The organism is Microcystis sp. M_QC_C_20170808_M3Col, from assembly GCF_007095505.1.
Lineage (GTDB): Bacteria > Cyanobacteriota > Cyanobacteriia > Cyanobacteriales > Microcystaceae > Microcystis.
This window is the reverse complement of record NZ_SFBY01000008.1, coordinates 1-3136: the sequence shown is the minus strand read 5'-3', so window position 1 is coordinate 3136 and position 3136 is coordinate 1. Positions and strand designations below refer to the sequence as shown.

1 protein-coding gene is annotated in these 3136 nt (G+C 41.8%); it reads right to left on the bottom strand.

Annotated features, from left to right (window positions below; all coding sequences use genetic code 11):
* Positions 1-700 precede the first annotated feature (700 nt).
* Positions 701-3022 (bottom strand): DNA helicase PcrA, encoded by a 2322-nt coding sequence (pcrA, locus tag EWV84_RS00280; protein WP_287075624.1) that lies wholly within the window; start codon positions 3020-3022, stop codon positions 701-703.
* Positions 3023-3136 lie beyond the last annotated feature (114 nt).

Genomic DNA, 3136 nt, shown 5'->3' with positions numbered 1-3136 from the left:
GCTACGCTGTGACGGGAGATTCTTGCTTCTACTCCTCTTAACTAGACACAATCCGAAGACTATGCCCCCGTCAGACCGAATCCACAAGCGTTTTAGTTTAACGTCTACCGACTGCCCGGCGGCGGACGGCTCTGAATTTTATTTGTGGGCTGTTTTGACCTTAGCCGTTAAGCTTCTATGCTGCTTGACCCGTCACCATTACATTTTCAAGGGCGATATTTGTTCCGAGGTACAAAGGATCGGGAGGTTTCCGTGATCCCTTACGCGCTTTACCGCTTTCTGTATTCTAGCGAAATCCCTCGAAAGTGGAAACGCTACCGCGTTAGTTTCACTTTGGTCGCGATTGATCTCCCGTTAAGCAAGGGTGGCTCTAACGGGAGTCCTCTCGCGACCTTGAGATAGACTAACTCGCTGTTGCCCATATTATCGGATAATTTCGATAGTAGGCGGAAAGTTTCTCAACAACTATTAAGAATCAAGGATTTAGCTTCTCAATTTTATCGTCAGTCTGACCGCAATTCTCTATTCTAACAGCAGGTAGCGATCGGAGTTGAGGAATCAGGGTGTGTCAGTTATCAGTGAACAGTAATCAGTTATCAGTGGGGAGATAGAGAGAAAAAAGCCGGTGGGTTACGGCGAATACTCAATTTTTAGTGAGACTATAACTTATTTTCGCCTAACCCACCCTACAGATGATTACCTATTCGTGGATAAGTTGCATGGGTGCGGTGCGAGGATCGATGATTTTCTGACCTAAACCCGAAAATTTGACCGCTAGATTCATTTTTTTACCCTCACCAAGGATATGGGTCACTTCTCCTTCTCCAAAAGTAGAGTGTAACACTCGATCGCCTACGCCCCATTTTCTTTGATTAGAGGCGGTTGTTTGAATGGGAACCACTTTTGGGGTCTTTTTCGGTTTCAGGTTGCTTGTGAGCAATTCTGGGGGCAATTCCTGCAAAAATTGGGAAGCTACCTTCATCTCTTTATTCCCCCAGACATATCTTTCTTTTGCGTAGGTTAAAAATAATTGTTCCTTGGCACGGGTGACTCCCACATAACAGAGACGGCGTTCTTCCTCAAGGGCAATGGGATCGTTTAAACTACGATTATGGGGAAAAATGCCCTGTTCTAAACCGACTAAAAAGACGAGGGGAAACTCTAAACCTTTGGCCGAATGAAGGGTCATTAAGGAGACTTTTTCTTGACCTTCCTGAAGATTATCTAAATCCGAGGCTAAACTCGCACTAGCGAGAAATTCCTGTAGATTGGTTTCTTCGTTTTCCTCTTGAAATTGTACCACGGCGCTATACAATTCTTGAATATTCTCGATCCGGGTATCAGCTTCCTCGGTTCCCTGCTGTTTTAATTCATCGATATATCCCGAATCTTCCATGATTTGATCTAGGATTTCACTAGCGGATAAATCGGTGATTTTTTCTTGCAGGTTTTGGATAATTTTAGCTAACTTATTGACGCTTTTAGTCGCACGACCGGCGAGAGTATTAACGGAAGTTTCATCGCTGATAATTTCCCATAAAGGTACTCCTAATTCTTGGGCAGCTTTGAGCAAACTATCGATTGTGGTTTTACCAATACCGCGCCGAGGAGTGTTAATAATTCTCAGTAAACTAACGGTATCAGCAGGATTGGCAATCACTCGTAAATAAGCGATCGCATCTTTAATCTCCTGTCGATCATAGAATTTAAATCCCCCGACAATATTATAGGGGATATTATTGCGAATTAACCCATCTTCAAAGGGACGAGATTGGGCATTAATTCGGTAGAGAATGGCAAAACTACCCCAATTTAATTCGGGGTTTTCTTGGGTAAATTCTCGAATTTTATCGATAACAAAAGCCGCTTCTTCCTGTTCATCTCTGGCTTTAAAAACATAAATACTATCGCCCCCTTCTCTAGTGGGAACAAGGACTTTATCAATTCTTTGACTATTATTTTCAATTAATTTATTTGCCGCTTGTAGAATATTCTCCCGTGAACGATAGTTTTCCTGTAATTTCACCATCGTGCGAGTATCATCATCGGGTAAACCATCGCCAAAGTCCGCTTGAAAATTGAGCAGAATAGTAAAATCCGCCATCCGAAAACTATAGATCGATTGGTCGGCATCACCCACCACAAAAATCGATCGCTCCGTCCAATTCCACTCACTTTTTTTCGTTTCACCATTAGTCGATAAAAGCCGAATTAACTCGTACTGAATCCGGTTAGTATCTTGGTATTCATCGACTAAAATATGCTTAAATTGCGTATGCCAATAACCGAGAATAGATTCATTTTGCTGAAAAAGACGGACTGGAACCAGTATCAAATCATCAAAATCTAGGGCATTATTTTGTGCCAATTGCATCTGATAAGCCTGATAAACCTCAGAAATAACCTTTCCCCGAAAATTAGGGTTTTCTCTGGCGTAATCCCTGGGAGTTAACCCTAAGTTTTTGGCATTACTAATCGCATAACGTAGATTGCGAGCATCAAATTTTTTATCGTCTAAATTCATCTGTTTAGTGACGATATTTTTTACTAAACTCTGGGCATCAGATTCGTCCATAATTGAGAAATTCCTTTGCCAACTATGACCATATTCATCCTGATATTTATTAATGTCATAGCGCAAAATCCGACCACAAAGACTGTGAAAAGTCCCGATCCAGAGTTTTTTAGTATAATTGCGATAAACTTGAGAAAAGAGTTTTTTCTGTTCGTATTCTTCCAAAAGTTCTAATCTTTGACCGTATTTTTCCTGTGCTTGCTGTTGAGCAAAAGTTTTTTCAATTCTCGTTTTCATTTCCCGGGCCGCCTTATTGGTAAAAGTGACTGCGAGAATATTTTCTGGATCGACCTTGTGATGACGGATCAAATGGGCGATACGATAGGTTAAAGCGCTGGTTTTTCCCGATCCTGCTCCAGCAACCACCAACAAGGGGCCGCAAAAATGCTCCACAGCAAGGCGCTGAGAAGGATTGAGTTGTTCTAAATAATCGGCTGTGACTGTCATCGAAAATTTTGGGTCTGAAACCCCGTCGTTCTACGACGGCTTTACCGTTAAATACTAGCGCATTTACCAAATATATGCTAAAATGTGAGACATGGAAAAAGCCTATTCGTTTCG